This window comes from Phenylobacterium sp. LH3H17 (assembly GCF_024298925.1).
Lineage (GTDB): Bacteria > Pseudomonadota > Alphaproteobacteria > Caulobacterales > Caulobacteraceae > Phenylobacterium.
This window is the reverse complement of record NZ_CP101283.1, coordinates 19,517-41,077: the sequence shown is the minus strand read 5'-3', so window position 1 is coordinate 41,077 and position 21,561 is coordinate 19,517. Positions and strand designations below refer to the sequence as shown.

Below are 21,561 nucleotides of genomic sequence, written 5' to 3'. Positions count from 1 at the left end.
AAAGGCGCGTTGGGGGCGCGTTGAGACCTCGAGACCTCAGGCCGGCGCGGCGCGGCGCAGGGTCAGATTGATCCGCCCGCCCCCCGGAATCAGGCGCGAGGATCCGGGCAGGATCCGGTCCACGCCGTGATGGATCAGCCGGGCTTCGCCTGCCAGCAGGCAGACATCCCCCGAGGCCAGCCTCAGCGAGCGCGTGGGATCGCCGCGCTTCAGGCCTCCGAGCCGGAACACCGCCGTGTCGCCCAGCGAGACCGACAGCACGGGAAAGCCGAAATCGGCCTCGTCGCGGTCCTGGTGCAGGCTCATGCGCGCCTGTGCGTCGTAGTAATTGACCAGGCAGGCGTCGGGCGGGGTCTCCGGATCGGCGAGCTCGGCCCAGAGGTCGAGCAGGGGCCGGGGAATGTCGGGCCAGGCCGCCCCCGTCGTCGGATGGCGCGGCTCGTAGCGATAGCCCGCCAGGTCGGTGGTCCAGCCCAGCGCCCCGAAACTGGTCATGGCCACGCTCATCGGCTTGCCTCCGGGGGTCACCTGGCGGACGAAGGGCGCGGCCTGGACGCGGGCCATGACCTCGGCCAGCAGCGCCTGCTGGGTGGGCAGGTCCAGGGCGCCGGGCAGCAGGCGGAAACCGGTGGTCGTGGAGAGGCTCATCAAGGTCCATATAGGGGCGATGGACGGCATTTCGCTCATGAAGCCACTGCGATGGCGAGGGCTGACCGACGGCGAGCGGCGGCTTTCGGACGAGGTGTTCGGGGCCGACCTGGACACGGCCCGCATCCGCATCTTCAGCATCCCGATCTGGAACCGGCCCTTCGTCCCGAGCGGGCGGCTGGTGGTGTGGCCGGCGATGGGCGCCTATGCCGACTTTTCGGAGGCGCCGCTGTGGATCCGCTCGGTGCTGGTGCACGAACTGGTCCATGTCTGGCAGGCCCAGTCCGGGGTCAATCTGCCGCTGGCCAAGCTGTGCTGCGGGGACGGTCCGGCGGCCTATGCCTATGATCCGACCGACGGTCGGGATTTTTCCGCGCTGAATATCGAGCAGCAGGCCATGGTGGTGCAGCATGCCTACCTGGCGCACCGGGGCGGGGCCGCGCCTCATTCCGCGCCGGCTTATGCAAGGATTTTAGAAGCTTGGCCGAACAGCGATCTATCAAGACCCCGCATTGATTAGGGTCATTCGCCCTTGCAGGGCGCGCGTGCGATCCCATATCGCGACTCGACGCCGGTTTCCCCGTGGGTTAACCGGCCGAGCCCTTATTCGAACCGGGGACGTTGACAAGAAACGGGGTGCTTCATCCGAAGGCCCTTCAGACGGCGTCCGCCATTCAGGAGCGAGCAAGACTCGATATGAGCAAGATCATCGGCATCGACCTGGGCACGACCAATTCGTGCGTGGCCATCATGGACGGCAAAACGCCGAAAGTGATCGAGAACGCCGAAGGCGTCCGCACCACCCCGTCGGTGGTGGCCTTCCTGGAGGACGGGGAACGCCTCGTCGGCCAGCCCGCCAAGCGCCAGGCCGTCACCAATCCGTCCAACACCCTTTTCGCCATCAAGCGGCTGATCGGCCGTAACTACAACGATCCGGTGGTCGAAAAAGACAAGCACATGGTGCCCTATGACATCGTCAAGGGTCCCACCGGCGACGCCTGGGTGAAGGCCCAGGGCAAGGACTATTCGCCCCAGCAGGTCTCGGCCTTCATCCTGCAGAAGATGAAGGAAGCCGCCGAGCAGCATCTCGGCGAAAAGGTCGAGAAGGCCGTCATCACGGTCCCGGCCTATTTCAACGACGCCCAGCGCCAGGCCACCAAGGACGCGGGCAAGATCGCCGGGCTTGAAGTCCTGCGCATCATCAACGAACCCACCGCCGCGGCGCTCGCCTACGGGCTGGAGAAGAACGACGGCAAGAAGATCGTCGTCTACGACCTGGGCGGCGGCACCTTCGACGTCTCCATCCTGGAGATCGGCGACGGCGTCTTCGAGGTGAAGTCGACCAACGGCGACACCTTCCTGGGCGGCGAAGACTTCGACATGCGGATCGTCGACTACTTGGCCGACGAGTTCAAAAAGGAAACCAGCGTCGACCTGCGCAAGGACAAGCTGGCCCTGCAGCGCCTGAAGGAAGAAGGCGAGAAGGCCAAGAAGGAGCTCTCCTTCACGCCCCAGTACGAGGTCAACCTGCCCTTCATCTCGATGAACGCGTCCGGCCCGCTGCACCTGAACATCAAGCTGTCGCGCTCCAAGCTCGAAGCCCTGGTCGAAGACCTGATCGCGCGCACCGTCGGCCCCTGCGAGCAGGCGCTGAAGGATGCGGGCATGAAGAAGTCCGACATCGACGAAGTGATCCTGGTCGGCGGCATGACCCGCATGCCCAAGGTCGTGGAGACGGTGAAGGAGTTCTTCGGCCGCGAGCCGCACACCGGCGTGAACCCGGACGAGGTCGTGGCCCTGGGCGCCGCGGTCCAGGCCGGGGTGCTGCAAGGCGACGTCAAGGACGTGCTGCTGCTGGACGTGACCCCGCTGACCCTGGGCATCGAGACCCTGGGCGGCGTCTTCACCCCGCTGATCGAACGCAACACCACCATCCCGACCAAGCGCTCCCAGACCTTCTCGACCGCCGACGACAACCAGTCGGCCGTGACGATCCGGGTGTTCCAGGGCGAGCGGCCGATGGCGGCCGACAACAAGATGCTGGGTCAGTTCGACCTGGTCGGCATCCCGCCGGCCCCGCGCGGCGTGCCCCAGGTCGAGGTCACCTTCGACATCGACGCCAACGGCATCGTGAACGTCTCGGCCCGCGACAAGGCCACGGCCAAGGAGCAGTCGATCCGCATCCAGGCCAATGGCGGGCTCTCCGACGCCGACATCGACAAGATGGTCAAGGAAGCCGAGTCCAACAAGGCCGACGACGAGAAGCGCAAGGCCCTGGTGGAAGCCAAGAACCAGGCCGAGGCGGTGATCCACTCGACCGAGAAGGCCCTGGCCGAGCACGGCGACAAGATCGTCGGGCCCGACAAGGACGCCATCGAGACCGCGCTCACCGACCTGAAGTCGGCGCGCGAGGGTGACGACGCCGAGGCGATCGCCGCCAAGACCCAGACCCTGATCCAGGCTTCGATGAAGCTGGGTGAGGCCATGTACGCGGCCCAGCAGGGCGGCGGCGCGGCCGGGGAGCAGCCGGAAGCCTCGGGCGACGACGTTGTCGACGCCGAGTTCGAGGAAGTCGGCGACGACGACGAGAAGAAGTCCGCGTGACGTTTCGCCCCATGGGCGCTTTCCGCAAGCCTTGCGAGAAAGCGCTCATGGGCCATCCGCCCATTTGCGCGGATGGCTTGGGAGACCTTGCAGCGAAGCTCGCGCCCACCCACCTCATTCACACAGATCAATTTGAACGCCTGACATAAGATGCGGGATTATTACGACATCCTGGGCGTGGCCCGGGGCGCGGACGACGCGGCCCTGAAGGCCTCCTTCCGCAAGCTGGCCATGGAGCATCACCCCGACCGCAACGGCGGCTGCGGTGAGGCCGAGGGCCGATTCAAGGAAATCAACGAGGCCTATTCGGTCCTCTCCGATCCGCAGAAGCGCGCCGCCTATGACCGCTTCGGCCACGCCGGCGTGAACGGCGCCAACGGCGGCGGCGGCGGAAACGGCCAGTTCCACGACGTAAACGACATCTTCAACGAGGTGTTCGGCGACGTCTTCGGCGACATGTTCGGCGGCCGCGGCCGCCAGCGCGGCGGCCCGGCCCGGGGCCAGGACCTGCGCTACGACCTGGAGATCACCCTCGAGCAGGCCTATGCCGGCTCCGAGGTCGAGATCACCGTCCCGGCCTCCATCACCTGCGAGACCTGCGAGGGCTCCGGCGCCAAGCCCGGCACCAGCCCGACGGTCTGCGGCAGCTGCGGCGGCGCAGGCCGCGTGCGCGCCAGCCAGGGCTTCTTCTCCATCGAGCGGGCGTGCCCGCGCTGCGGCGGCTCCGGCCAGCTGGTGCTGGACCCCTGCGAGGACTGCCACGGCCATGGCCAGGTGCGGAAGGAACGCGTCCTGCAGGTGCGCATCCCGGCCGGCGTCGATGACGGCGCCCGGATCCGGCTGGCTGGCGAGGGCGACGCGGGCGCGCGCGGCGGATCGCGCGGCGACCTCTACATCTTCCTGTCGGTGAAGCCGCACGAGCTGTTCGACCGAGACGGCCTGGATCTGCTCTGCACCGTGCCGGTGCCGATGTACGTGGCCGCGCTCGGCGGCGACATCGAGGCTCCTTGCCTGATGGGCGGTGAGAACTGCGACGGCGAATGCCGCATCGAGGTCAAGGTGCCCGAGGGCTCCCAGACCGGCCGAACCGTGCGCTTGAAGGGCAAGGGCATGCCGTCACTGCGTTCGCGCGAACGGGGCGACCTGGTGGTGGAGTTGTTCGTCGAGACCCCGAGCAAGCTCAGCGCCCGCCAGAAGGAGCTGATGCGAGAACTCGCCGAACTCTCCGGCGAGCAGCAGCACCCCAAGTCCGCCAACTTCATCGGCAAGGCCAAGCGCTTCTGGGAAGACGTCACGGGCGCCTAGCGCCGGCCTTCGACCGCCAATTCAATCGTCGAGTAGAACCCTGATCTCGGGCCAGCGGTAGCTCACCTCATAGGTCACCCCGCCGGGGCCGGCCTCGCGGCGGGGGGCCTCGGCCTGGCCGCCCAGGTGCTCGTAGAACCCCCGCGCCGGGATGTTGTCGCGCAGCACCGAGATCAGCAGCGAGGTCGCCCCGTTGGCCGCGAACACCCGGGCGATGGACGAGACCAGCCGCCGGCCGGTCCCCTGGCCCTGGGCGGCCTTCAGCAGGTAGAGGGTGGTGATCTCCGCCTCGCCCAGCCGCCGGACCCGGGAGGGACCGCCGGCCACATAGCCCACCAGGCCATCGCGGTCGGCGGCGGCCAGCGTCGCCTCGTGTTCGCCGGGCCGCAGCAGGCTTGTCCGGAAGCGCCGGGTGTGCACGCCGGGCGACAGGCGGGCCAGATAGGAGTCGGGCAGCAGGCCGACATAGGTCTCGCGCCAGGAGGCCACGTGGATGCGGGCCAGGTCCTCGGCGTCGTCGGGTCCAGCGGGGAAGATGAGGTGGGTCAAGCGCGGCTCCTCACTCAAGTCCAAGCTTGGGAGTCGCGCGGCACGGTTCAAGGGGCCGTGGGGGCTGACGCGCGCGGCGGGCGCGGCTAGGCTCACGGCGACGCATGAACGCCCAGACCCCCGCCCTTCCCGACGCCGCCGGCGCCACGCCGGTCATGGCCCAGTTCTTCGAGGCCAAGTCGCGCCAGCCCGACGCGCTGGTCTTCTTCCGCATGGGCGACTTCTACGAGCTGTTCTTCGAGGACGCCGAGCGGGCCTCCGCCGCGCTCGGCATCACCCTCACCGCCCGGGGCAATCACGGCGGAGCGCCGATCCCCATGTGCGGCGTGCCGGTCCACGCCGCCGAGGCCTATCTGGCCAAGCTGATCCGCTCGGGCTTCAAGGTCGCGGTCTGCGAGCAGATGGAGGACCCCGCCGAGGCCAAGAAGCGCGGCGGCAAGTCCATCGTCCGGCGCGACGTGGTGCGGGTGGTGACCCCGGGCACGCTCACCGAGGACGGCCTGCTGGACGCCCGCGGCTCCAACCGCCTGGCCGCCGTGGCGGTGCGGGCCGGGGCCGCGGCGGTGGCCAGTGTCGAACTCTCCACCGGCGAGGTGGAGTGCATGACGCTCTCCCGCGACGGCCTGGCCTCGGCCCTGGCCTCTCTGGGTCCCTCCGAGATCCTGGTCCCCGACCGGCTGTTCGCCGACGAGACGCTGCGCGAGACCTTCAAGAGCGTCGGCGGCCTGATCCAGCCCATGGCCTCGGCGCTCGCCGAACCCGCCGCGGCCGAGGCGCGGCTGAAGCGGCTCTACGGGGTCGACACCCTTGACGGCTTCGGCGAGCTGTCGGGGGCCGAGGTCTCGGCTCTGGGCCTGATCGCCGCCCACCTGGAGACCACCCAGGCCGGGCGACTGCCCGCGCTCACCGCCCCGCGGCGGGCGGGCGAGGCCGACGTCATGGCCATCGACCCCGCCACCCGGACCAGCCTGGAGATCGAGAAGAGCCTGTCGGGTGGCCGCGACGGATCGCTGCTGGGGGCCATCGACCGCACGATCACCGCGCCGGGCGCCCGGATGCTGGCCGCGCGACTGGCCCGCCCGCTGCTGGACCCCGCCGCCATCGATGCGCGGCTGGACGCGGTGGAATGGTTCTGCGAACGCCGTCCCCTGCGCCAGAAGCTGCGCGAGACCCTGCGCCGCATGGGCGATATGGCCCGCGCCCTCTCCCGTCTCGCCCTGGGCCGGGGCGGTCCCCGCGACCTGGGTTACCTGCGCGACGGCCTGGCCGGCGGCGAGGTCATCGCCGATCTGTTCACCCACCCCGAACCGCTGGACCCGCCGCCGCCGGCCGAGATCGCCCGGGCCCTGGCCGCCCTGCATCCCCTGGCCCATGCGGAGCTCGCCGAATTTCGCCGGATGCTGGATGAGGGCCTCGGGACCGAACTGCCGGCCCAGACCCGCGACGGCGGCTTCGTGGCGCCCGGCGTCCGGGCCGAGCTCGACCAGGCCCGCGCCCTGCGCGACGACAGCCGCAAGGTGATCCTGCAGCTCGAGGCGCGGCTGCAGGCCGAGAGCGGGGTGGCGCTGAAGGTCCGTCACAACGCCGTGCTGGGCTATTTCGTCGAGACCACCGCCAAGGCGGCCGAGCCGCTGATGGCGCCGCCGCTGAACGCCGTCTTCATCCACCGCCAGACCCTGGCCAACCAGGTGCGCTTCACCACCGTGGAGCTGGCTGAGCTGGACGCCCGCATCGCCCAGGCCGCCGAGCGCGCGCTTGCCATGGAGGTCGCCACCTTCGAGGCCTGGCGCGAGGCGGCGATCGCGGTCGCCGCCGCCATCCAGGCCGCCGCCCACGGCGCCGCGGCTCTGGACGTGGCCGCCGGGATCGCCGAATGGGCCGACGACGTGGGCGCCAGCCGCCCCCTCATCGACCGCTCCACGGTGTTTGAGGCCGAGGCGGCGCGCCATCCGGTGGTGGAGGCCGCGGTCAAGCGGGCCGGGAATCCGTTCACCCCCAATGACTGCCGCCTCGACGGGGCCGGCGTGGCCGGGGCCAGGCTTTCCATCGTCACCGGGCCGAACATGGCCGGCAAGTCCACCTTCCTGCGCCAGAACGCGCTCCTGGCCGTGCTCGCCCAGGCGGGCTGTTTCGTGCCCGCGAGGCGCCTGCGGCTAGGCGTGGTCGATAGGCTGTTCAGCCGGGTGGGGGCGGGGGACGACCTGGCGCGGGGCCGGTCGACCTTCATGGCCGAGATGGTGGAGACCGCGGCCATCCTGACCCAGGCCACGCCGCGCTCCCTGGTGATCCTGGACGAGATCGGGCGCGGCACGGCCACATATGACGGCCTGGCCATCGCCTGGGCCTGCGCCGAGGCCCTGCACGAGACCAACCGCTGCCGGGGCCTGTTCGCCACCCACTATCACGAGCTGGCCGTGCTGGAGGGCCGTCTGGCCTTCGTGGCCAACCTCTCGCTCAAGGCCAAGGAGTGGAACGGCGAGCTGATCTTCCTGCACGAGGCTGGTCCCGGTCCGGCCGATCGTTCCTACGGCGTGCAGGTGGCCAAGCTGGCCGGAGTGCCGCCCGCCGTGGTGGTCCGGGCCCGCGAGGTGCTGGACCGGCTGGAGCGGGAGGCCGGCGCGCCCGCTCACCTGGACGACCTGCCGCTGTTCGCCGCCAGCGCGCCCGAGCCCGAACGCCGGGGACCAAGCGCCGCGGAAACAGCCCTGCGCGACCTCGATCCCGACAGCATGAGCCCGAGGGAAGCCATGGACGCCCTCTACCGCCTGAAGGGCCTGCTCTAGTGGGGCTGCGGGCCCTGATGGTGGATGTGGACGGGGTGGTGGTGCGCCATCCCGAAGGCCGCCGCTGGGACGCCGACATGGAGGCCGACCTCGGCCTTTCCCCCGAAGACCTGCAGCGGGCGTTCTTCACGCCGCACTTCGAGGACATCGTGCTCGGCCGCGCCGACCTGCACGAGCGCCTGGCGCCGGCCCTGGCCGAGATCGCTCCGCACCTGACCAGCGACCGGCTTGCCGCCTACTGGTTCGAGCAGGATGGCCATCTGGACCAGGTGCTGCTGGAGGACCTGGCCGCCCGCCGCGCCGGCGGACTGGAGCTGCACCTGGCGACGGTCCAGGAGCACCATCGCGCCCGGCACCTGTGGCAGACCCTGGGGCTGAACGCCCGGTTCGAGGCCATGCACTACGCCGCCGACTATGGCTGCAAGAAGCCGGACGCGGCCTTCTTCCGCCTGGTCGAGCAGCGCACCGGCTTCGCGCCGCACGAGCTGTTGCTGATCGACGACAGCGCGCGCAACGTGGAAGCCGCCCGCGCCTGCGGCTGGTCGGCGATCCTCTGGACCGGCGAGCATCGCCTGGCTGAGGCCCTCGCCCAGGCGGGCGTCTGAACCCTCCGATCGCGGATCATTGTGCGTCGCACAAAATTAACCACCGCGTTGCACCATAAATTAATCCCGAGCGTCGAAAAGGCCCCTGTCAGCGCGGATATTCCTCCCGCCGCGCCAAAGGAGAATTTGAGATGATCCGCATTGCCGTCCTGACCGCCGTCGCCGCCATCACCTTCGCCGCCCCGGCTTCGGCCGCCGAAGTCCGCGTTTCGCTGGTGGGCAAGTCCGCCGCCCAGATCGACGCCGACCTGACCCGCGCCGCCCGCAGCGTCTGCATGCGCGAAACCTACGGCGAGAGCCTGTTCACCAACGCCTACGGCCGTTGCGTCCGCGCGACTCTGAAGACCGCCCAGGCCAAGCTGGCCGAAGCCCAGTCGGCCGACTAAACCGAATTTCTATATTGTTGCGTTCAAGGGCCGGCGGAAACGCCGGCCTTTTTCGTATCCCCTGACGCGAGGGCGCGGCTTGCCCTATATGCGGTGACATGCCCCCCCGTCTTCGCCCTACCCGCCTGGAATATGTCGTCGACGGCGTGCGGCTGCGCGCCCAGCTCTCGGCGGCGGCCCTGGACGCGGCGGGCGATGAGGCCGAGCAGCGCCGCCGGGCGCTGGAAATTCTCAAGCAGGCGCTGTTCCGCGGCCGGATGATCGCCAAGGAGCGGCTGGAGAACGGCGCCGGCGGCATCGAGACCGCCCGGCTGCTCTCGGGGGTCACCGACGAGGTGGTCACCGCGCTCTACGACTTCACCACCGTCCACGTGTTCCGGGCCCGCAACCCCACCGAGGGGGAGCGTCTTGCCCTGATCGCGGTGGGCGGCTACGGCCGGGGCGCACTGGCGCCCTTCTCCGACCTCGATCTGTTGTTCCTGCGCCCCTACAAGCAGACCGCTCACGCCGAGAGCGTGATCGAGTACATGCTCTATGCCCTGTGGGATCTGGGCTTCAAGGTCGGCCACGCCTCGCGGACCGTGGAGGAGTGCATCAAGCTCTCCCGCGAGGACTATACGATCCGAACCTCGATCCTGGAGGCGCGCCGGCTGACCGGCGACGAGAAGCTGGCCGACGAACTGACCCGTCGGTTCCGCGCCGAGGTGGTCAAGGGCACGGCCGCCCAGTTCGTCGCCGCCAAGCTGAAGGAGCGCGACGAGCGCCAGGACCGGGCCGGCGCCAGCCGCTATCTGGTCGAGCCCAACGTCAAGGAGGGCAAGGGTGGCCTGCGCGACCTCAACACCCTGTTCTGGATCGCCCAGTACCTGCATCCGGTCGCCCAGGTGGATGGCATCGTGCAGCTCGACATGTTCGAGCGCCGAGAGGTGGCGGCCTTCATCCGGGCCTTCGACTTCCTGTGGGCGGTGCGCGGCCACCTGCACTTCGCCACCGGAAGGCCCGAGGAGCGGCTGACCTTCGACCTGCAGCCGGAGATCGCCCGGCGGATGGGCTATGGCGACCGCGGCGACGCCCCGGCGGTGGAGCGGTTCATGCGCCGCTACTTCCTGATCGCCAAGGAGGTCGGCATGCTGACCCGGGTCTTCGCGGCCAAGCTGGAGGCCGAGCAGATCAAGCAGCAGCCGCGCGGCTTCTCGCGGCTGATCCCGGGGCGCGGGCGGCTGAAGAAGAAGCCGCTGGATCCCGGTTTCCACGAGGAGGGCGGCCGCCTCAACATCGACGGCCCCCACGTCTTCGAGTCCGATCCGATCAACATGCTGCGGCTGTTCCGCCTGGCCGACCGGCGCGACCTCGACCTGCACCCGGACGCCTTCACCGCCGCCAGCCGTGGCGTGGCGATGATCGGCTCGAAGGTGCGGCGCGATCCCGAGGCGGCCAAGGTGTTCCTCGACATCCTCGCCCACGGTCGCAATCCGCAGCGCACGCTGTCGATGATGAACGAGGCCGACGTCCTGGGGCGGTTCGTGCCGGAGTGGGGCCGCATCGTCGCCCAGATGCAGTTCAACATGTACCATTCCTACACGGTGGACGAGCACACCCTGCGGGCGATCGGCGTGATCGCCGACATCGCCAATGGCCGGTTCGCCGAGGACCATCCGCTGTCGACGGCGATCATGCCGCTGATCGACGACCGCGAGGCCCTGTTCCTGGCCATGCTGCTGCACGACACCGGCAAGGGCGGGGCAGGGGGGCAGGAGAAGGCCGGGGCGCGCGCCGCGCGCCAGGCCTGCGAACGCTTGGGCCTGGACCGCAAGCGCATCGAGATGGTGGCCTGGCTGGTCGAGCATCATCTGGTGATGAGCGACTACGCCCAGAAGCGCGACGTCTCCGACCCGCGCACCGTGGCCGACTTCGCTCGCATCGTGGAGACCCCCGAGCGCCTGCGCCTGCTGCTGGTCCTGACCGTGGCCGATATCCGCGCGGTGGGCCCGGGCGTCTGGAACGGTTGGAAGGGCCAGCTGATGCGCGAGCTCTATAGCGCCACCGAAGCGGTGTTCCGCGGCGGGCGCGGCTCGGACGCCGCCGCCGCCATCCGCCGCTATCACGAGAACGCCGCCTATGACGCGCGCGTCCGGCTGATCGCCGCGGACCCCTCGTCCGAGGCCTGGGCCACCTCGATGGAGGACGCCTATTTCACCTCCTTCACCGACACCGAGATCCTGGCGCACGCCGAGCTAGGCCGCCGGGCCCAACAGGCCGGGGGCGCCGCCGCCGAAGGCCACATCCGCTCAGGCCTCAACGCTTCGGAGGTGGTGGTCGCCGCCACCGACCGCCAGCGGCTGTTCGTCGACCTGGCCGCCGCCATCACCGGGGCCGGCGCCAATGTCGTGGGCGCGCGGGTCTTCACCTCCCGCCAGGGCCAGGCGCTGGACGTGTTCTTCGTGCAGGACGTCGGGGGCAAGCCCTTCGGCGACGACAATCCCCGGGTGCTGGCCAAGCTCGCCCAGTCGCTGGAAGCCGCCGGCCGCGGCGAGGTCAGCAAGGCCGAGCCGCGCCGCGTGGCCGACTTCGGCCGGGCGGCCGCCTTCACCATCACGCCCACGGTGATGCTGGACAACGAGGCCTCGGAAGCCTCGACCGTGGTGGAGGCCTCAGGCCGCGATCGCCCGGGCCTGCTGGTGGCACTGGCGCGCAATATCTCCGAGGCGGGCCTGTCGATCCTCTCGGCCCATATCGATAGCTATGGCGAGCGCGCCGTCGACGCCTTCTACGTGGTCGAGGCTGACGGCCGGAAGCTGACCGACAGCAAGAAGATGACCGCGCTCAAGGCCCAGCTCATGGCCTCACTGGAAGAGGTCGAGGCCGCCGCCACGCCCAAGTCCCGCGCCAACATCCAGAAGGCCCGCGCCAGCGTCGGACGGTAGCGCCACGCGGCGGCTTGACCCTGGCGCCGGGCTCGGCGCACACAAACGCTCGTGACCGCCCCGCCATCCCCTCCGCCCAAGAGCGGCCTGATCCGCTCCTCGCTGGTGCTGTCGGGCTTGACCCTGATAAGCCGGTTCATGGGGCTGGCGCGGGACCTGGTGCTCACCGCGCGGCTGGGGGCCAGCGCGACCATCGCCGCCGACGCCTATTACACGGCGCTCTCCTTCCCCAACCTGTTCCGGCGGATCTTCGCCGAGGGCGCCTTCACCTCGGCCTTCGTGCCGTCCTACACCAAGACCCTTGGCGGTGACGGCCAGGCGGAGGCCGACCGCATCGCCTCGGACGCCCTGGCCACCCTGGCGGCGGCGACCCTGCTGCTGACCTTGGTGGCGCAACTGGCCATGCCCTGGCTGATGTACGCCATCAATCCGGGCTACGCCTCGGACCCGGAAAAATTCAAGCTGGCCATCGTGCTGACCCAGATCAGCATGCCTTACCTGCCCTGCATGGCGATCGGGGCCCTGCTGTCGGGGGTGCTGAACGCGCACCGGCGGTTCATCGTCACCGGGATATTCCCAACCATCCTCAACGCCGTGATGCTGATCGCCGTCTGGCCGCAAAACGACCCGATCCGCGCGGCCTACGCCGCCTCCATCGGCATCCCCATCGCCGGGGTGCTGCAGGCTGGCCTGCTGTGGTGGGGGGCCAAGAAGACCGGCGCCCATATCAGGCTGCGACGGCCCAGGCTGACCCCCGAGATCAAGTCGCTGATCGGCCTGGCCATCCCCGGCGCCATCGCCGCCAGCGCCGTGCAGATCAATATCTTCATCTCCGGGATCCTCGCCTCCCAGGTGGCCGGCGGTCGGGCCTGGACCGAGGTCGCCGCCCGGCTGTACCAGCTTCCCCTCGGCCTGATCGGCGTGGCGGTGGGCGTGGCCCTGCTGCCCCGGCTCTCCACCGCCATCCAGGCCGGCGACCATGAGGACGCACAGGGCGCCACCGACCAGGCGGTGATCTTCGCGCTCGCGCTCACGGCGCCGGCCGCCGCGGCCCTGGTGGCCATGCCCTTCTTCCTGATCGACGGCCTGTTCACGCGCGGCGTATTCACCGTGGAGGACGCCCGCCAAACCGGCCAGATCCTGTTCCAGTACGGCTGGGGCGTCCCGGCCTTCGTCCTGGCCCGCGTGCTGCAACCGGCCTTCTTCGCCCGCGCCGACACCAAGGCGCCCATGCGCTTCGGCCTGATCTCGGTGGCGGTGAACATCGTGCTCGGCCTGTCGCTGTTCCCGCTGGTCGGCGTGCAGGGCATCGCCGCGGCGACCAGCGCGGCGGCCTGGCTGAATGTGCTGCAGATGGCGGTGCTGCTGGCCCGCCGGGGCGACTATTCCCCGACGATGAAGGCCTGGAGCCGCATCGCCCGGATCACCGCGGCCAGCGCCGCCTTTGGCGGCCTGCTGGCCTTCGCCTCGTACCAGCGGGCCTGGTTGGAGGCGCCCCTCGAGGGTGTCCGCGTCCTGGGCCTGGGCCCCAAGGAGATCGCCGTGCTCTGCGTCAGCGCCGTGGGCGTCGGGGTCTATGGCCTGTTGTTGCTGGCCTTCCGGGGCATTACCCCCAGCGAGATCCGTACCGCCCTGCGCCGCCGGGCGGGCGACGCGCCGCTGCCCACCGACCTTTGACGGACTTGCGGGCCGCCGCGCGAAGCCTTATTCGCTGGCGCCATGGCTCACGGACGAAACACTCGGCGATGGCGCCGCGCCTGACCCCGCCCTCCCGGCGCGCGATGTCGCGCCCGTCTGTTCCCCCATTCGAAGCCTGACCCCCAAAAGTCTGACCCCATGACCGACCAAGCTCCTCCCGTCTATTCGGGCCCCTCGCGCGTGCTCTCCGGCGTCCAGCCGTCCGGCGCCCTGCATCTCGGCAACTATCTCGGCGCCCTGGTGAAGTTCACCCGGCTGCAGCACGAGATGGACACCTTCATCTTCGTGGCCGACATGCACGCCATCACCGTGTGGCAGGACCCCAAGCTGCTGGCCTCCCAGGTCCGCGAGATCGCCGCGGCCTACCTGGCCTCGGGCCTGGATCCGAAGAAGGCCACCATCTTCCCGCAGTCGGCGGTGCCCGAGCACGCCGAGCTCGCCTGGGTGTTCAACTGCGTGGCCCGGCTCGGCTGGCTGGACCGGATGACCCAGTTCAAGGACAAGGCCGGCAAACACAAGGAGCGCGAGAGCGTCGGGCTCTACACCTATCCGGTGCTGCAGGCCGCCGACATCCTGGTCTACAAGGCCACCCACGTGCCGGTGGGCGAGGACCAGCGCCAGCACCTGGAACTGACCCGCGACATCGCCGCCAAGTTCAACCACGACTTCGAGGCGCCGGCCTTCTTCCCCCTGCCCGAGGCCCTCACCGAGGGGCCGGGCGCGCGGATCATGTCCCTGCGCGATGGCGCCGCGAAGATGAGCAAATCCGATCCCTCGGACAATTCGCGGCTCAACCTGCTCGATGACGCCGACACTATCGCCCAGAAGGTGCGCAAGGCGCGGACCGACCCCGATCCCTTGCCCGCCACCCTGGAGGAGCTGAAGGACCGGCCCGAGGCGCTGAACCTGATCGGCATCTACGCCGCCCTGGAAGGTCGCGGTCCGGCCGAGGTGCTGACCGAGTTCACCGGCCAGGGCTTCGGCGCGTTCAAGCCAAAGCTGGCCGACCTGGCGGTGGCCAGGCTCGGCCCGGTGGGCGCAGAGATGCGCCGGTTGATGGCCGACCCGGCTGAGATCGACCGCATCCTCGCCGACGGCGCCCAACGCGCCCGGGCCGCGGCGGCTCCGAACCTGGCCCAGGTGAAAAAGATCGTCGGCTACTGGGGAAGCTGAGCCGAGGCTTGCGCGCGGTCGTCCCGCGCGCCACCGTCGCCCCATGAGCCAGCGCAAGTTCCTCGTCATCGCCGACGACAGCCCGGAGTTCCAGGCGGCCCTGCGCTTCGCCTGCCGCCGCGCGCGCTCCACCGGCGGTCACGTGGCCCTGCTGCGGGTCATCGAGCCGGCGGTGTTCGAGCACTGGAGCGGGGTGCGCGACGAGATCGAGCGCCAGGCCCGCGAGGAGGCCGAGCAGGTCCTGCAGAAGATGGCCGAGTACGTGGTGGAGCAGTCCGGCATGGCGCCGGAATTCATCATCTTGGACGCCGACAACACCCGCGCGGCCCTGCGCAAGGTCATCTCCGATGATCCGGACATCAAGATCCTGGTCCTGGCCGCCGCGGTCGGCGGGCGCGGTCCAGGCCCCCTGGTCGCCTCCATCGCCAAGGAAGGCGTCAAGTGGGGAGCCCGCAAGGTCCCGGTCACCGTGGTGCCGGGCGACCTGACCGACGACGAGATCGCCGACCTGGCCTAGGGCGCGCCGCCAAGCTTGCGATTCCGGCTCCAAAGCGCCACATCTCCCCCATGTTCATCCAGACCGAAGCCACCCCGAACCCCGAGGTCCTGAAGTTCCTGCCCGGTCGCGAGATCATGGCCGAAGGATCGCGCGACTTCCGCAGCGCCGACGAGGCCGAGGCCTCGCCCCTGGCCACCGACCTGTTCGCCGTCGAGGGCGTGACCCGGGTTTTCTTCGGGACCGACTTCGTCACCGTCGGCAAGGGCGAGGACCTGGACTGGGCCCACCTGAAGGCGCCGATCCTGGCGGCGATCATGGACCACTTCACCTCGGGCCGGCCGCTGTTCTCCGACAGCCAGGGCGACGAGGCCGGCGGCCACGACGACCAGGTCTATGAAGGCGAGACCGCCCAGGTGGTGGCCGAGATCAAGGACCTTCTCGACACCCGTATCCGCCCGGCCGTGGCCCAGGACGGCGGCGACATCCTGTTCAACCGCTTCGAGCCCGAGACCGGCGTGGTCTGGCTGCACATGCGCGGCGCCTGCTCGGGCTGCCCCTCCTCCTCGGCGACCCTGAAGGCGGGCGTGGAGAACATGCTGAAGCACTATGTGCCCGAAGTGACCCGGGTCGAGCAGACGCTCTAGACCTGTGAACCGGGGGCGGATCCTTCTCCTATCGCTGGCGGTCGCGGCCGTGGCCGCGCCATGCCTGGCCGACGAGGACGACTGGCCGGTGCTGAAGGGCGCGCGGGTGGAGAACCGGCCGCCGGCCGTGGCCTTCGCCGTCTATCGCAGCCATCGCTCGACGGGCTTCGGCGTCTACCGGATGCAGAGGCCCGACGCCTTGAAGCCCTATCTGCTGGCGCGACGGGTCGAGGCCCAGTCGGGCAGGGCCGAGATCTCCTGGACGAGTTCGGAGACCTGCCCGCAGCTCGAGCCGGCCCTGGCCGAGCTCGCGCGCCTGCCGACGCCCGTGATCGCGCCGCCTGGGACGGCCCCGCTCGGCGACCTGAAGCGCCCTCCCAACGGCAGCAGCTATTTCCTATGGGCCACCGACGCGCGCTGGTCCGCCGGTGACAGCGCCGCCGGGATGGAGCTGCGCGCCGTCGATCACTCCCCCGTGGCTACCTGGACCGAAAAAACCCTGAAGAGCCTGGAGCCCTGCTGGGGCCCGACCCGGCCGTGATCATCCTCGCCCTCGACACCTGCCTCGGCGCCTGTTCGGCGGCCGTGGTGGACGGCGAGCGCGTGCTGGCCGCTCGCGTGGAGCCCATGGCGCGCGGTCACCAGGAGCGGCTCGCGCCGCTGGTCGCCGAGCTGATGGCCGAGGCGGGGACCTCATTCGACCGGCTCGACCGGGTGGGCGTCACCGTGGGGCCGGGCTCGTTCACCGGATTGCGGGTGGGGCTGGCCTTCGCCAAGGGGATCGGCCAGGCCCTGGCCATCCCGGTGGTGGCGGTGGGCACGCTGGAGGCCCTGGCGGCGGGTACGCCGGGCCGGGTCCTGGCGGTGCTCGACGCCAAGCGCGGCCAGGTCTACCTCCAGGCCTTCGCCGACGGCGTCCCGGTCAGCGCCCCTGATGTCCTGCCCCTCGAGACCGCCGCGGCGCGGGTCGCCGAGTTCGCGCCCGAGGTGCTGATCGGGTCCGGCGCGGCTCTCCTTTCCGACATGACGCCCACCGCCCGCGTGATCGCCGCCGACCAGGCCGACCCGTCGGCGGTGGCGCGATTGGCCGCCGCCCGTTCGCCGGTCCCGCCCCGGCCGCTCTATCTGCGCGCGCCCGACGCCCGCCTGCCGGGCGGAAAGCTGCCGCCGCCGTGAGGCTGCGCGGCGCCTGGAGCCATGAGGCCGGCGCGCTCGCCAGGGTCCACGCCGCGGCCTTCGATGTCGCCTGGCCGCCCCGGGAGATCGCCGGCCTGCTGGACGGACCTGGCGGCTTCGCCCTGCTGGTCGAGGAGGATGAGCGGGCGCTAGGCTTCATCCTGTGCCGCGCCGTGGCCGGGGAGGCCGAGATCCTCACCCTGGCCGTCGATCCCGCCGCGCGGCGCCGAGGCCTGGCGCTGGCCCTGGTGGAGGCGGCCACGGGCGCGGCGCGGATAGCCGGGGCCGAGACCCTGTTCCTGGAGGTCGCCGACGACAACCCCGCGGCCCGGGGGCTCTACGCCAAGGCGGGCTTCGGCGAGGTCGGGTTGCGGCGCGGATACTACGACCGCGGACCAAAACCGCGGGCCGACGCGGTGGTCATGCGTCTCGACCTTGGCCCGTCGGCCTAGGGGCTCTATCGTGCGCCCACCAAATCGCCAGGAGCCGTTCGTGGACCGGATCGAGAATCTCTGCGTCGAAAAGGGCATGCGGATGACCGAACAGCGGCGCGTGATCGCGCGCGTGCTGTCGGAAGCCCATGACCACCCGGACGTGGAAGAGCTCTATCGCCGCGCCCACGACGTGGACCCGCACATCTCCATCGCCACGGTCTATCGCACCGTGCGGCTGTTCGAGGAGGCGGGGATCATCGCCCGCCACGATTTCCGCGACGGACGCTCTCGTTATGAGGAAGCCACCGAGATCCACCACGACCACCTGATCGACATGAAGTCCGGCAAGGTGGTGGAATTCGTCGACGAGGAGATCGAGGCCCTGCAGGAGGCCATCGCCCGCAAGCTCGGCTACAAGCTGGTGGACCACCGGCTGGAACTCTACGGCGTGCCGATCGAGGATTGACGGCTTCCGGCTGTCGGCTTGCGCCCAACTATCCACAGCCCCATAAACCCGCCATGTCAGTGCCCACCAAGCGCCTCTTCATCAAGACCTATGGCTGTCAGATGAACGTCTATGACAGCGAGCGCATGGCCGACGTGCTTGGCCCGCTGGGCTACGCCATGACCGAGCGGCCCGATGACGCCGACCTGGTGGTGCTGAACACCTGCCACATCCGCGAGAAGGCCACCGAGAAGGTCTATTCCGAGCTCGGCTACATCAAGGCCATGAAGCTGGCCCGCCGGGCGGCGGGCGGCGACATGGTGATCGCGGTGGCCGGCTGCGTGGCCCAGGCCGAGGGCGAGCAGATCATGCTGCGCCAGCCGGCGGTGGACCTGGTGGTGGGGCCGCAGGCCTATCACCAGCTTCCGGAGCTGATCGCCCGGACCCACCGGGCGCGGGGCGAGCGGCTGGCCGCCGACTTCGCCGCCGACGAGAAGTTCGACGCCCTGCCCACGGAGCGCCATCCCACGGGGGTCACCGCCTTCCTCACCGTCCAGGAGGGTTGCGACAAGTTCTGCACCTTCTGCGTGGTGCCCTACACTCGCGGCGGCGAGTGGTCGCGGCCGGTGGAGACCATCCTGGCCGAAGCCCGCAGCCTGGCCGAGCAGGGGGTGCGCGAAGTCACCCTGCTGGGCCAGAACGTCAACGCCTATGCCGGTGAGGGCGGCCTCGCCGGCCTGGCGCGGAAATTGGCGCGGATCGAGGGCCTGGACCGCATCCGGTACACCACCAGCCACCCGGCCGACATGGACCAGGCGTTGATCGACGCCCATGCCGAGCTGCCGCAGCTGATGCCCTACCTGCATCTGCCGGTGCAGTCGGGGTCGGACAAGATCCTCAAGGCCATGAACCGCGCCCACAATGCCGAGAGCTACCTGCGGCTGGTGGAGAAGATCCGCGCGGCGCGGCCCGACATCGCCATGTCCGGCGACTTCATCGTCGGCTTCCCCGGCGAGCGGGATGTCGACTTCGAAGCGACGTTGAGCCTGGTTCGAGAGGTCGGCTACGCCGCGGCCTTCAGCTTCAAATATTCCCGCCGCCCGGGCACCCCGGCCGCGGCCATGCCGGGCCAGGTCGCCGAAGAGGTCAAGGACGAGCGCCTGGCGCGGCTGAACGCCCTGCTGGACGAGCAGCAGAAGGCCTTCAACCTGAGCCAGGTCGGCAAGGTCCTGCCGGTGCTGTTCGAGAGGAGCGGCCGCCATCCGGGCCAGCTTTCGGGCCGCAGCCCCTATCTTCAGGCCGTCCACTGCGACGGTCCGGATCGTCTGATCGGAAAGATCGTTCCGGTGCGTATCGAAGCCGCCGCCAAGATGAGCCTGGCCGGCGCCCTGGAACAGGTCCCCGCGTGAGCAAGCCCCCGGAATTCATCCCGCTCTCCGACGCCGCGGTTCGCGCCGTGGCCGGAACCTCCAGCCGCCACGCCGCCCTGATCGAGGACGCCCTGGACGTCCTGGTGGAGACCCCCGGCGGCGGCGTGGCGCTCAGCGGCGACTCCAAGGCCCGGGCCAGCGCCAAGCAGGTGATCAACGCCCTGGCCGCTCGCGCCGACGCCGGCCATGAGGTGGCTGAGGCCGATGTGCGCGTGGCCATCGGCCAGGCCCGCACCGGCTCGGGCAAGGCGCCCGGTGGTCTGCCCACCGGCAAGCGCGGCCAGGTGGCTCCCAAGACCCCCGGCCAGGCGCGCTATCTGCAGGCCCTGGCCAATTGCGAGCTGGTCTTCGGCCTGGGACCAGCCGGCACCGGCAAGACCTTCCTGGCGGTGGCCCACGGGGCGGGCCTGCTGCTCCGGGGCGAGGTCGACCGGCTGATCGTCTCGCGCCCGGCTGTGGAGGCGGGCGAGCGGCTGGGCTTCCTGCCCGGCGACCTCTCGGAGAAGGTCGATCCCTACATGGCCCCGGTCTGGGAGGCGCTCACCGACATCCTGGGGCCCGAACAGTTCCGCCGCCGCCGGGAGAAGGGCGAGATCGAGGTGGTGCCCATCGCCTTCATGCGCGGGCGCACCCTTAGCCACGCCTTCGTCATCGTCGATGAGGCCCAGAACACCTCGCGCCTGCAGATGAAGATGGTGCTGACCCGACTGGGGGAGGGCGCGCGCATGGCGGTGACCGGCGACCCCACCCAGATCGACCTGGTCAACGCCTCGGATTCGGGCCTGGCCCACGCGGTCAGCCTGCTGGAGGGCGTCCAGGGGGTGGGGGTCAACCGGTTCACGGTGGAGGACGTGGTCCGCCATCCGATGGTCGAGCGGATCGTTCGCGCCTATGACGCCGACGCCGCCAAGCGGGGGCGCACGATGTGATCGACCTCGAGATCGAGGACCAGGCCTGGCTTGCCGCCGAACCCGACGCGGAAGCCCTGGCCCTGGCCGTGACCCAGGCGACGCTCGCCTATATCGATTTCACCGAGGGTTCGGTCACGCTATTGCTGACCGACGACCAGTCGGTGCGCGAACTCAACCTCCGTTTCCGGCAGAAGGACAGCGCCACCAATGTCCTGTCCTTCCCGGCGCCCCAGAACCCCGAGCGGCACCTGGGCGACGTGGCCCTGGCCTACGGCGTCTGCGCCCGCGAGGCCGCCGAACAGGGCAAGCCCCTGGGTCACCACCTTCAGCACCTGGTGGCGCACGGGGTGCTGCATCTAGTAGGATACGATCACGAGACCGACGCCGAGGCCGAACAGATGGAAGGCCTTGAGCGCGTCATCCTGGCGGGACTGGGGGTCCCTGATCCCTATGCCGCCGAACAGGGAGACCATGGCTAACTCCTCCGACGGTTCCAGACCGCCCGAACCCGCCCGGCAGAGCCGGGGCGTTCGGGCCTTCCTCCGCCGACTGCGCGGCAAGGCCGGCGAGGTCCTGGCCGTCCCGTCCGCCAACGGCGCCGGCGGCGCCCTGGTGGAGCAGGCCGCCGCCTTCCAGACCATGCGGGTGGACGACGTGATGACGCCTCGGGTGGACATCGTGGCCGTCGAGCTGTCGACCCCCTTCGCCGAGGTGGTGGAGCGATTCGCCGAGGCCGAGCACAGCCGCATGCCGATCTTCCGCGAGACCCTCGACGACCCCATCGGCGTGATCCACGTCAAGGACATCTTCAAGCTGCTGGCCGGACGTGGGAAGCGGCCCGGCCCCAGCGACCTGATCCTGCAGAAGCTGCGCCGCGAGGTGCTCTATGTGCCGGGCTCCATGCGCTGCGCCGACCTGCTGCTGCGCATGCAGGCCGAACGCACCCACATGGCCCTGGTCATCGACGAGTTCGGCGGCACCGACGGCCTGGTGACCATGGAGGACCTGGTCGAGGCGGTGGTCGGCGACATCGACGACGAGCACGACGAGGCCGCCGTCGCCAGCGTCACGCCGCGTCCCGGTGGGGTGTTCGAGGTGGACGGCCGCGCGCCGCTGGAGAAGCTCGAGGCGGCGCTCGACACCGATCTGGCCCCGCCCGACCTGGACGAGGAGATCGACACCGTGGGCGGCCTGGTGTCGGCCCTCGCCGGACGCGTGCCGCAGCGGGGCGAGGTCATCGCCCATCCCGGCGGCTTCGAGATCCAGGTGCTGGACGCCGATCCCCGGCGGGTGAAGCGCGTGCGGTTCAAGCCCGCCGCCAAGCCCGAACCCATGGTCGAGGCCTAG

21 protein-coding genes are annotated in these 21,561 nt (G+C 70.1%); 19 read left to right on the top strand and 2 right to left on the bottom strand.

The features are described 5' to 3' along the window. Nucleotides 1–36: 36 nt before the first annotated feature. A complete protein-coding gene (locus tag M9M90_RS00195) occupies nt 37–648 on the bottom strand; it encodes an alpha-ketoglutarate-dependent dioxygenase AlkB (protein WP_254835156.1) in 612 nt (203 codons plus the stop codon). On the opposite strand from M9M90_RS00195, the gene M9M90_RS00190 reads away from it, so the two are divergent. The 3 genes from M9M90_RS00190 to dnaJ all read left to right on the top strand — a co-directional run bounded on the left by M9M90_RS00190 (nt 635) and on the right by dnaJ (nt 4,557). Then, entirely contained in the window at nt 635–1,168 is a 534-nt protein-coding gene (locus M9M90_RS00190) for a hypothetical protein (RefSeq protein WP_254835155.1), read from the top strand. The two genes, M9M90_RS00195 and M9M90_RS00190, sit on opposite strands and share 14 nt — an antisense overlap. Before the next feature lie 152 nt (nt 1,169–1,320). Further along, nucleotides 1,321–3,252 (top strand): molecular chaperone DnaK, encoded by a 1,932-nt coding sequence (dnaK, locus tag M9M90_RS00185; RefSeq protein WP_256549254.1) that lies wholly within the window; start codon nt 1,321–1,323, stop codon nt 3,250–3,252. Nucleotides 3,253–3,402: 150 nt separating this feature from the next. Continuing rightward, nucleotides 3,403–4,557 carry a molecular chaperone DnaJ gene (gene dnaJ, locus M9M90_RS00180; protein WP_254835153.1) on the top strand — a complete coding sequence of 385 codons (1,155 nt, stop codon included), beginning with the start codon at nt 3,403–3,405 and terminating at the stop codon, nt 4,555–4,557. A 21-nt stretch (nt 4,558–4,578) separates the two neighbouring features. Here the strand turns inward: dnaJ and M9M90_RS00175 are convergent, their stop codons facing one another. Further along, the gene (locus M9M90_RS00175) at nt 4,579–5,106 is read right to left on the bottom strand and encodes a GNAT family N-acetyltransferase (RefSeq protein WP_254835152.1); all 528 of its coding nucleotides are present in this window, start codon (nt 5,104–5,106) and stop codon (nt 4,579–4,581) included. Nucleotides 5,107–5,210: 104 nt separating this feature from the next. On the opposite strand from M9M90_RS00175, the gene mutS reads away from it, so the two are divergent. From mutS to M9M90_RS00095, 16 genes are all read left to right on the top strand, one after another. Further along, the gene (gene mutS / locus M9M90_RS00170) at nt 5,211–7,889 is read left to right on the top strand and encodes a DNA mismatch repair protein MutS (protein ID WP_254835151.1); all 2,679 of its coding nucleotides are present in this window, start codon (nt 5,211–5,213) and stop codon (nt 7,887–7,889) included. After that, nucleotides 7,889–8,494 carry an HAD family hydrolase gene (locus M9M90_RS00165; RefSeq protein WP_254835150.1) on the top strand — a complete coding sequence of 202 codons (606 nt, stop codon included), beginning with the start codon at nt 7,889–7,891 and terminating at the stop codon, nt 8,492–8,494. The genes mutS and M9M90_RS00165 overlap by 1 nt, the downstream gene beginning before the upstream one ends. 131 nt (nt 8,495–8,625) lie before the next feature. After that, nucleotides 8,626–8,880, top strand: a complete 255-nt coding sequence (locus M9M90_RS00160; RefSeq protein ID WP_254835149.1) for a hypothetical protein — start codon at nt 8,626–8,628, stop codon at nt 8,878–8,880. Nucleotides 8,881–8,978: 98 nt separating this feature from the next. Continuing rightward, on the top strand, nt 8,979–11,804 hold the full coding sequence (locus M9M90_RS00155) for a [protein-PII] uridylyltransferase (protein ID WP_254835148.1): 2,826 nt from the start codon (nt 8,979–8,981) through the stop codon (nt 11,802–11,804). Nucleotides 11,805–11,855: 51 nt separating this feature from the next. After that, nucleotides 11,856–13,481 carry a murein biosynthesis integral membrane protein MurJ gene (gene murJ / locus M9M90_RS00150; RefSeq protein ID WP_256549221.1) on the top strand — a complete coding sequence of 542 codons (1,626 nt, stop codon included), beginning with the start codon at nt 11,856–11,858 and terminating at the stop codon, nt 13,479–13,481. Between the two features lie 159 nt (nt 13,482–13,640). Then, nucleotides 13,641–14,675 (top strand): tryptophan--tRNA ligase, encoded by a 1,035-nt coding sequence (gene trpS / locus M9M90_RS00145; RefSeq protein WP_254835147.1) that lies wholly within the window; start codon nt 13,641–13,643, stop codon nt 14,673–14,675. A gap of 43 nt (nt 14,676–14,718) precedes the next feature. Further along, nucleotides 14,719–15,192: a universal stress protein gene (locus M9M90_RS00140; protein ID WP_254835146.1), complete on the top strand. Its 474-nt coding sequence runs from the start codon at nt 14,719–14,721 to the stop codon at nt 15,190–15,192. Nucleotides 15,193–15,242: 50 nt separating this feature from the next. Continuing rightward, nucleotides 15,243–15,818: a NifU family protein gene (locus tag M9M90_RS00135; protein WP_254835145.1), complete on the top strand. Its 576-nt coding sequence runs from the start codon at nt 15,243–15,245 to the stop codon at nt 15,816–15,818. Between the two features lie 49 nt (nt 15,819–15,867). Then, nucleotides 15,868–16,359 carry a hypothetical protein gene (locus M9M90_RS00130; protein ID WP_254835144.1) on the top strand — a complete coding sequence of 164 codons (492 nt, stop codon included), beginning with the start codon at nt 15,868–15,870 and terminating at the stop codon, nt 16,357–16,359. Then, nucleotides 16,359–16,994, top strand: a complete 636-nt coding sequence (gene tsaB, locus M9M90_RS00125; RefSeq protein WP_254837183.1) for a tRNA (adenosine(37)-N6)-threonylcarbamoyltransferase complex dimerization subunit type 1 TsaB — start codon at nt 16,359–16,361, stop codon at nt 16,992–16,994. The genes M9M90_RS00130 and tsaB overlap by 1 nt, the downstream gene beginning before the upstream one ends. Beyond that, the gene (locus tag M9M90_RS00120) at nt 16,991–17,446 is read left to right on the top strand and encodes a GNAT family N-acetyltransferase (protein WP_254835143.1); all 456 of its coding nucleotides are present in this window, start codon (nt 16,991–16,993) and stop codon (nt 17,444–17,446) included. Before tsaB ends, M9M90_RS00120 begins: the two co-directional genes overlap by 4 nt. Nucleotides 17,447–17,486: 40 nt before the next feature. Further along, nucleotides 17,487–17,894, top strand: a complete 408-nt coding sequence (locus tag M9M90_RS00115; protein ID WP_254835142.1) for a Fur family transcriptional regulator — start codon at nt 17,487–17,489, stop codon at nt 17,892–17,894. 53 nt (nt 17,895–17,947) lie between these two features. Then, on the top strand, nt 17,948–19,282 hold the full coding sequence (gene miaB / locus M9M90_RS00110) for a tRNA (N6-isopentenyl adenosine(37)-C2)-methylthiotransferase MiaB (protein ID WP_254835141.1): 1,335 nt from the start codon (nt 17,948–17,950) through the stop codon (nt 19,280–19,282). Next, on the top strand, nt 19,279–20,232 hold the full coding sequence (locus M9M90_RS00105) for a PhoH family protein (RefSeq protein WP_254835140.1): 954 nt from the start codon (nt 19,279–19,281) through the stop codon (nt 20,230–20,232). Before miaB ends, M9M90_RS00105 begins: the two co-directional genes overlap by 4 nt. Continuing rightward, on the top strand, nt 20,229–20,693 hold the full coding sequence (gene ybeY / locus M9M90_RS00100) for an rRNA maturation RNase YbeY (protein ID WP_254835139.1): 465 nt from the start codon (nt 20,229–20,231) through the stop codon (nt 20,691–20,693). Before M9M90_RS00105 ends, ybeY begins: the two co-directional genes overlap by 4 nt. Beyond that, nucleotides 20,686–21,561, top strand: coding sequence for a hemolysin family protein (locus tag M9M90_RS00095; protein ID WP_254835138.1), 876 nt, complete (start codon nt 20,686–20,688; stop codon nt 21,559–21,561). The genes ybeY and M9M90_RS00095 overlap by 8 nt, the downstream gene beginning before the upstream one ends.

Coding starts and splice junctions, on each gene's coding strand:
- trpS (WP_254835147.1), top strand. CDS start 13,641: ATGACCGACCAAGCTCCTCCCGTCTATTCGGGCCCCTCGCGCGTGCTC.
- M9M90_RS00140 (WP_254835146.1), top strand. CDS start 14,719: ATGAGCCAGCGCAAGTTCCTCGTCATCGCCGACGACAGCCCGGAGTTC.
- M9M90_RS00195 (WP_254835156.1), bottom strand. CDS start 648: ATGAGCCTCTCCACGACCACCGGTTTCCGCCTGCTGCCCGGCGCCCTG.
- M9M90_RS00095 (WP_254835138.1), top strand. CDS start 20,686: ATGGCTAACTCCTCCGACGGTTCCAGACCGCCCGAACCCGCCCGGCAG.
- M9M90_RS00135 (WP_254835145.1), top strand. CDS start 15,243: ATGTTCATCCAGACCGAAGCCACCCCGAACCCCGAGGTCCTGAAGTTC.
- dnaJ (WP_254835153.1), top strand. CDS start 3,403: ATGCGGGATTATTACGACATCCTGGGCGTGGCCCGGGGCGCGGACGAC.
- M9M90_RS00155 (WP_254835148.1), top strand. CDS start 8,979: ATGCCCCCCCGTCTTCGCCCTACCCGCCTGGAATATGTCGTCGACGGC.
- M9M90_RS00160 (WP_254835149.1), top strand. CDS start 8,626: ATGATCCGCATTGCCGTCCTGACCGCCGTCGCCGCCATCACCTTCGCC.
- mutS (WP_254835151.1), top strand. CDS start 5,211: ATGAACGCCCAGACCCCCGCCCTTCCCGACGCCGCCGGCGCCACGCCG.
- miaB (WP_254835141.1), top strand. CDS start 17,948: ATGTCAGTGCCCACCAAGCGCCTCTTCATCAAGACCTATGGCTGTCAG.